Origin of the sequence: Pseudanabaena sp. 'Roaring Creek', from assembly GCF_001402795.1 — a bacterium.
Lineage (GTDB): Bacteria > Cyanobacteriota > Cyanobacteriia > Pseudanabaenales > Pseudanabaenaceae > Pseudanabaena.
Genome location: NZ_LIRE01000233.1, coordinates 1 through 7798, shown reverse-complemented (window position 1 = coordinate 7798; position 7798 = coordinate 1). Strand labels below are relative to the sequence as shown.

The window sequence follows — 7798 nt, the reverse complement described above, 5'->3', positions numbered from 1 at the left end:
TATAGCTATAGTCAGTAATGTTAGGACAAAAAACAAACCCCATAGAGAGTTGCGGCACTTCGCGCCGCAACTCTCTATGGGGTTTGATGCCCTGACTAAGTGGCTATAGTTATAAAAGTATGGGCATCTCAAGCAAAAAAATGATGAATATCGCCACTTTTTTGCGCGCCCTCAAAATTTAAGCGGCAACCCAAAAATCTACTAATAGTGTGACAAATAATTTTTATGTGGTTTTAGCACTAAATGTGAGTTAAGGTATTATCTGACTTAATGTTAAAACAAAAGCATTTTTTATGGTGCAAGAATTTATTCGCCTCGACAAAGAGGTTCGATTTCCCGAAAGCGCCCCGGCCGCTTATCCCGTATTTTTCAGGACTTATAGCCGCAAATATAATAACAAGCGGGAAAGCTGGGCGGAGGTATGCGATCGCACACTTTCAGGTTTAAAGACACTAGGTAAGCTGACCAAAGAACAAGCTGACCTGATCGACAAAATGCAAAAGCAGCTTAAATCCCTGACCTCTGGGCGTTGGCTCTGGGTTGGCGGTACGGATTGGGTTGATCGCCCCGAAAATTTCTCAGGCTCCTATAACTGCACTAGCACCAATGTGATCGACTGGCGTTCCTTTGGCTTGATGATGGATCTGGCGATGCAGGGATCGGGTACTGGTGGCGTATTAGAGCCGCAGTACATTAGCCAACTGCCTGTCATCCGTAACCAGTTGCAAGTCAATGTCATCGGTGCGATCGGCGCAACCCCTGTTGAGCAACGTCGCCACAATACCGAAGTCGAATTTGACTATGCCAATAACTCTGTCAAGTTTTTTGTTGGTGATAGTCGTCAAGGTTGGGTCAAGTCCTATCAATCGCTTCTAGAGCTATGCAGCGATGAAAAATTTGACGCATCCAAGCCCGTCCAAGTCACCGTTGATATCAGCGATGTGCGCCCCAGTGGTGAACCCCTCAAGGGCTTCGGCGGCATGGCAAATCCTGTCAAGTTGCCTACCCTCTACGATCGCTGTGCCAATATTCTAAATAAAGCGATCGGTCGTCAACTCACCTCGGTTGAGTGCTGTATCCTCATCGATGAAGCCGCAGTTTGCATCGTGGCTGGAAATATTAGGCGTTGTTTACCTGCTGGGGCATTGGTTCACAGCGAATCTGGATTAGTACCGATTGAAAAAATTCGGATCGGCGATCGGGTGCTAACCAGTAAGGGATTCTATCCTGTTACTAACTTTTTTGATCAAGGTACACAATCGCTTTGCCGAATTAAAACCGAAGATGGCTATTTTGAATGTACTTCAGACCATAAAGTAGCTGTCTTGGAAGATGTGTATGGCACATATCGGATGGTCAAAGCTAAAGATCTCAAGGCAGATGATCGATTGATCTTTGTACCAAAAGCTATTACTGGTACTCCGACCGAATTACCAGAATTTAAAGGGACGTTAGCTCCACAAGCAAAACGAATCACTATTCCTGCACTTACGGCAGATGTCGCCTATTTCATCGGTTATTTGCATGGTGACGGCTCGGTTGGAAGTGATGGTTGGCGCGTAAGGTTCCGAATTTCTGAAGATCAACAACAGATCATTGATAAGCTCATCGCTGTTGGAGAGCTATTTGGATTAGATACTCATACGCTGAGAACACCAGAACAATCTAAAGCGAAGGCTTTTGAATTGCAATTCAATTCTAGTGCGCTCAATCAGTATCTCTCGCAATTCAAACGAGCTTTTACTTCGATTAACATCCCTGACTGCATATTATTGGCAACCGCTAATATCCGCGAAGCCTACCTAGCTGGGTTGGCAGATGCTGATGGTTGTTTTAGTCAAGGCGTGTTAGTTGCATCAGTGCATTCTGATTTCTTGCGTCAAGTTCAATCGGTCTATGCTTCATTAGGAATCACAGCTAGGTTGTGTCATTCTACACGCAAACGTACAGGTAAATGGGAAAGTGAACTAGTCACTGTTGGTGAAGCAGCCTTTGATAAAATTTCTGAGTTATTTGCTGCTCACTCATTGCGCTTTGCTAGTAGCCAAAGGGTTCGTCCTCAATCATTTAAGGATCATGGCTTCCCTAAAGAGATGGTTAGACCGATTGTGAATACCTACCAATATCATTGGAGTGGCGCACAAAAGCAAATGATTGCACCAACAGTTCAGAAGCGTATTCCTGAATGCACGGATTTAATTCCTGTAAAGGTAAAATCAGTTGAGTTTGATGTAAGATTTGCGCCCACTTATGACATTGAAGTTGCTTCTATTCATGAGTTTGTTTGTGAAGGTATTCTTGTTTCAAACAGTGCGGGCATGAGACAATTTTTGTCTGAAGATGCTTTAGGCTCTGTTGCAAAAGATAATCTTTGGCAGCAGGATGAAGCAGGTAATTGGAGAATTGATCCTGAACGTGATGCTTTGAGAATGAGTAATCACACGAGGGTATTCCATCGCAAGCCGACTGAACAAGAATGTGTTGATGCAGTTCGCAAACAATATTATTCGGGTGAAGGCGCAATTCAATGGGCGGGTGAAGCGATCGCACGTTCTAATGCTGACCTATTAAACACTGTCGACAAGAAACAAAAATTTGTGGAACTCTATAGCCAGTCTAGGGATTTAGCTAAGGACTATCTTCGGCAGCTTCTACTAGAGCATCACACAAATTCCTAACCAATCCTATAATAGATGAGAGAAAACTTATGCAAAAAGTGATGAATGATTTGGAACTAGAGCTTGAGCATCGAATGAGTCGTTATGGACTCAATCCGTGTGGTAGATAATTTTGCCTCACGTTAAAAACCTGGCAAAAACGGGGAAGGCTGAGACGCTAATCCCGTGGTAACTGGAAGAACTAAAGCTCTTCCAGCACCGTACAGAGTAGAGGATGAACCTAAAAGAAAAGTGCGTTTGCACTCTAATCTTTTTAGAATAGAAGCCTCCACGAGTGTCGGGCTATTAATGAACGGAAGAACTTATTGCGGCTACTATCAAGGCTATTATCTTAAATCGACCTTAGAGTATATTTACGCTCGATATCTCGACTACATGGGAATCCAATGGCAATATGAAGTCAAAACGTTTTCGCTTTCTACGGGAGGCTCATATAAACCTGATTTCCTATTAGCTGATGGTTCCTATGTAGAGATTAAAGGTGGATTTAATTATGAGACTGATTTACCTCGAATCTTGACTTTTGAGCAAGACTACGGACTGAAAGTAGAAATTATTCAAGAGAAAGACCTACGAAAGTTAATTCATCCCACATCATTTATTTTTGAACAACTCAAACAAGAGTGGAAGCAAATAGCGAATGGTTTGGGCATGGATACTTCTGGTCAAAACAATCCACGTTATGGTGTAGAAGCATCCCAGTCAACAAAAGCAAAAATTGCCCAAAGAGCAAAGGCTAGATTGCAAGATGCTGAATATCGACAAAAGTGGTTAGACTCTAGAGCTAAGAGCGAAAAAGTTCAACAGCAAACAGAAAATCTAAAACAATACAATCTTCAACGCTATTATCAAGTCTTTACGACCTGCGAATACTGTAAGAAGAGTTTTGAAGTTTTATTTCGCAAGAATAATCCTCAAAAATATTGTTCATACAAATGTTCTGTAAATGCTACTCGCTCAAAAACATTTTCTGAAAATGTTCAATTAATACAGGAAATCGCCCTTAAGTTTGCAGAGACTTATCCAATAGAGATAATGACCTGCAAGCTCAACAAGATTAAGCCTGTTCTTGAACCTCTCTACGAGCAAGTCCGTAATCAATTTGATATTCAAGATGAGAGAACTCTCAGCAAAGCCTTATTAGGTAAACAAACTAGTCGTAAAGAGATTCTTTACTATTTTCGTTCTTTGGTAGAAAAGGTACTCGGAGCTAACGCGAATTATGAAGCGTTAGAACTAGAGGATAAAGAGCCTCTAGGATAACAAAACAATAAAAATACTGGAAATTCTCGGTGCTGATTTTCACTGTAATCTATCGGAGGTGCATCTCAATCAACTCAATCCTCGCAATGAGAAGGAACAGGAAGAAGCCTTTAAAGCAGGTGCTTTGTCGGTTGCTGCGCTGCTCAATCATCGCTTCAATGAAGAACGCTATCAATTTAGCCGTGAAATTGACCCAATTGTGGGTGTCTCCTTCACAGGGCTATTTGACTTCTTCGTTCATGCCTTTGGTGTGGAATGGTTGCGCTGGTTTGAATCAGGTCGTCCTGACACTGTGCAGGGGCTAGACTTCAAAGAGAAGGAAGCTAATTATCTAAATCGCTGGCGTGAGATTGTGCATCAGACAGTTTGGGAATATTGCGACGCGCATGGTTTCCGCCGCCCCAATCGCTGCACGACAGTTCAGCCAGCAGGCACAAAATCCTTGCTGACTGGTGCTTCCCCCGGGTGGCATCCTCCGAAGGCGCAGCGCTTTATCCGTCGGATTACTTTCCGTAAGGAAGATCCTGTGGCGCGGGCTTGTATGGACTATGGCTATAGCATCATTCCTTCACAATCGGATAAGGATGAGAATGGACAATTGCTCAATGATCCCTTCGATCCGAGATGTACGGAATGGCTGGTGGAGATTCCTGTGAGTGTGTCTTGGGCTGACCTTGACGGTGCTGACAAGGTAGACATCAGTAAGTTCGATGTGATGGCACAGTTTGATTTCTATATGCAGGTGCAGAAGCATTACACCCGTCATAATACTTCCGCAACCTTGGAATTGCGGGAGCATGAAATCGAGCCTTTAGGGAAGAAGATTTACGAAGCGATTCGTGATGATGAGGGTTATATCTCAGCGGCGCTATTGGCGCGTTTTGATGACCTGCAAACCTTCCCACGTTTGCCCTTTGAGCCAATCGATAAGGCTACCTATGAGAAGCTCAGTGCTGAGGTGCTAGTACGTCGCAAATCTGATGATTTTTACGCCAGTTTGTTGCGTTATGATTCGGGTGAGTTGATGGAGGCGGGTCCTGCGGGTTGCGATTCTGATAAGTGCATGTTCCCTGAACAGAAGCCATAGAAGTTAAAGCTAAAAAACAGAGCTTATGTCACCCGCATAGCTGGTGACATAGGCTTCTAGAGTTTGAATTGTTCTAAATTGATCATCCCTTTTCTCAAACCTTCCATAATAATGTATGGCGGCATCATGGCATTAATAAAACGAAATCGATAATGTCGCTCAATGCCTTTCTTTTCTAAAACTTTACCTCTGGACTCTTCACAAAATTGATTGAGATGCCGATTAAAAGCGGAAGTTGTGGTATATTCTTTGCCTAAGATTCTGGATAATGGTTCTCTAACATCTACTGCCCGAAAGCATCCTGTTTCATCTTTTGGGGCTAAAGCACAGGCTAACAAAACTTTGGGGTAAATAGTCTCTTGCCTAGAGCTAGAAATCGAAGTGGAATAAGCCGTCATGATACTATGTTGAGCGTTTTCACAAGCTTGTCTAATTGCTTTATTGAGATGATTTACATTAATATTTGATTGGTTCTCTCGTATTGCTGACTGAGAGGCATGTAAAGCCAATAAATGCACGTAATTTGGTAAGCCTTGAGACAAAAAAACGATAAAATCTATTACTTCCTGATCCATTGTCATGGACAAATTACTTAATCCTTTGCGAAGAATTTCGGCTAGTTCTTCATGGGACATTCTTGGCATTTGAATCTGAATCAGCGCTCTCTCAATGGATAAATGTTGAGCGATTAATTCTTCTACTGCGTTGGCAATTCCTACTAAGATCAGGGTGATATTAGTAGAATGATCTGAGAGAGTTTTGATGGTGTCAGCCATTGAAGCGGTGAAGTAGGAGTCACGGTTGAGCCTATCCATTTCGTCAACGATGATAATTGCTGAACCAGTTATTTGTCGTTGAAGGCGAAGTCTGATAAATTCTGGATTTACTTGATGGGGTTCAAAGTCTAAGGTTTGCGTATTTTCAAGTTCTAAAAAAATCTTGCACCACAATAGATCGAATCGATCTTCGCTATCACAATTGACGATGACTGATTTTAATTTTTCTTGAGAGCCTCTTAATATTTTTAGTAATACGTTGGCAAGTGAGGTTTTACCAACTCCTCTTTCTCCAAACAAAATTGCGTGCTGTCCGCGCTGTGTAACCGCGCCAATAATGCGATTGAGTTGATTAACTCTCCCCGCAAATAATGCCTGATTGTCGATTGGGGCGCTGGGAGTAAAGATCTCTCCCGATCGCATAAATCGCACCATCATATCTGGTGTTTCTGGTATTCCTGAGCTTGCCATTGACTAAATATCTACTTTCTGAGACTTATTTTGTCTAAAATATACTATATCTGAACATATTTTTGTTATTGTTTAATGCGATCGCGAGTACAATATTTTTATGCAGATCTACAAATTATTAAGGTTATGCAAACAATTCGGTTACAGCAAACTATAGAAAAAGATGGTGAAATTCATCTGTGCGATCTGCCTGTTGTCCGAAGTCAAGAGGTTGAAGTGATAGTTTTAATTTCTCCTTTTAGATATAAACTTGCTGCAATGGCACAAGATCCTCAAATTCAAGCTGAGCTTTCTCAGATTCAGCAAGAGTTTGCTGTTACAGATTTTGATGGTCTTTGAAGTATGACGGTACTGATTTCATTCAGCGCAATAGACAGAATTACTTTGAAACTTGAATATCGTCAAATGTAACTAAGAATGGATTGCCAGAACTATTACTATTAGTAATAGAAATTGATAAGCGTTTAATCTTATTCACTTCATTCTGAACCTTTTTAAAGGTTAAAATTGTGCGGTAATCAAGACCTTGAATACTATTAACTGTCATATAACCTTCACCCTTATAGCCACCTAATTCTAGAATACTAATAGAATGGGATTTACCTTCGTTGTCAATAATTTTTGTGTGAAGATCGGTATCAAAGTAGTTACGGCTGTTAAGTGTGAATTTTCTATCCTTGATTTGATTGGTGATTGTAAGGTTGCATTCGATATCTTCTCCTTTTCCTATGCAACCATAAAACTTGAAGACATAGTCTTCAACAAGTTTCTGATCCAATAGCTTTGGAGTAGGGGTTTGGGTTGGTATGGGCGAGGTTGGAGTAGGTGAAGTTGGAGGAATTGTTGGAGTGGGTGAAGTTGGAGGAATTGTTGGAGTGGGTGAAGTTGGAGAAGCTGTTGGAGTGGGTGAAGTTGGAGAAGCTGTTGGAGTGGGTGAATTGGGAAGTTGAGATGTAGGCTTTATAAAAATACTTTTTACTAAGTCAGGGAAAAATTGATTTGCACCAATTGCTGTCAAAATAGTGGCAAACGCTCCTATTAACGCTACCCAACCAGCTATATTATTGCTTTTTTTATTCTTTTCTTCTTCACTCATAGAAAATATTTTTTAGATGAATATAGGGGAATTATTGGATGCCACTGTATGGCTTGCAATATCCAATTCATTTTATTATAAATCCGTCATTCTAAAGATAGGGTTTTAAACCCATTTTTTGGTAGTCCTAAAAAGGAAAGGATCTATGTAAAGCTCTTAGGGCAAAGGTTTTATCGAATACCGAAAAATTAAAGTCCTTAAGTATCTTGGCTGTTTAGGCATTATTTCAACTGAATAAACCAATTCTGGACGAATTTATAACTCACCTTACGCAGAAGTCTAAAAAGGTTTCAGGGATTGCCATTCCAAGTAAGATTGCTGCAAAGCCTTAATATACAATTTGGATTTGAGAGCAAAATGATTGAGCTTAGAATTGAGTTTAAGAACCTCCAATTTCACATATCCCCACAAAGATGCAAAGAAGTGA

Annotated in this window: 4 protein-coding genes and 3 pseudogenes; 5 read left to right on the top strand and 2 right to left on the bottom strand. The window is 41.1% G+C overall.

What is annotated here, in order from left to right; genetic code table 11:
* Positions 1 to 293: 293 nt before the first annotated feature.
* The 4 genes and pseudogenes from AC805_RS07985 to nrdJ all read left to right on the top strand — a co-directional run.
* Positions 294 to 1973, top strand: a pseudogene (locus AC805_RS07985) (LAGLIDADG family homing endonuclease); the annotation flags it as partial.
* Between the two features lie 336 nt (positions 1974 to 2309).
* Positions 2310 to 2782, top strand: a pseudogene (locus tag AC805_RS27300) (hypothetical protein); the annotation flags it as partial.
* Positions 2783 to 2843: 61 nt separating this feature from the next.
* The gene (locus tag AC805_RS07980; protein ID WP_156341347.1) at positions 2844 to 3941 is read left to right on the top strand and encodes a hypothetical protein; all 1098 of its coding nucleotides are present in this window, start codon (positions 2844 to 2846) and stop codon (positions 3939 to 3941) included.
* Between the two features lie 19 nt (positions 3942 to 3960).
* Positions 3961 to 5028, top strand: a pseudogene (gene nrdJ / locus AC805_RS07975) (ribonucleoside-triphosphate reductase, adenosylcobalamin-dependent); the annotation flags it as partial.
* 56 nt (positions 5029 to 5084) lie between these two features.
* On the opposite strand, the gene AC805_RS07970 reads toward nrdJ, so the two are convergent.
* Positions 5085 to 6275 carry an AAA family ATPase gene (locus AC805_RS07970; protein WP_082429431.1) on the bottom strand — a complete coding sequence of 397 codons (1191 nt, stop codon included), beginning with the start codon at positions 6273 to 6275 and terminating at the stop codon, positions 5085 to 5087.
* A 126-nt stretch (positions 6276 to 6401) separates the two neighbouring features.
* On the opposite strand from AC805_RS07970, the gene AC805_RS07965 reads away from it, so the two are divergent.
* Positions 6402 to 6614, top strand: a complete 213-nt coding sequence (locus AC805_RS07965; protein ID WP_156341346.1) for a hypothetical protein — start codon at positions 6402 to 6404, stop codon at positions 6612 to 6614.
* Between the two features lie 40 nt (positions 6615 to 6654).
* Here the strand turns inward: AC805_RS07965 and AC805_RS26155 are convergent, their stop codons facing one another.
* On the bottom strand, positions 6655 to 7371 hold the full coding sequence (locus AC805_RS26155) for a hypothetical protein (RefSeq protein WP_082429430.1): 717 nt from the start codon (positions 7369 to 7371) through the stop codon (positions 6655 to 6657).
* Positions 7372 to 7798: the final 427 nt, after the last annotated feature.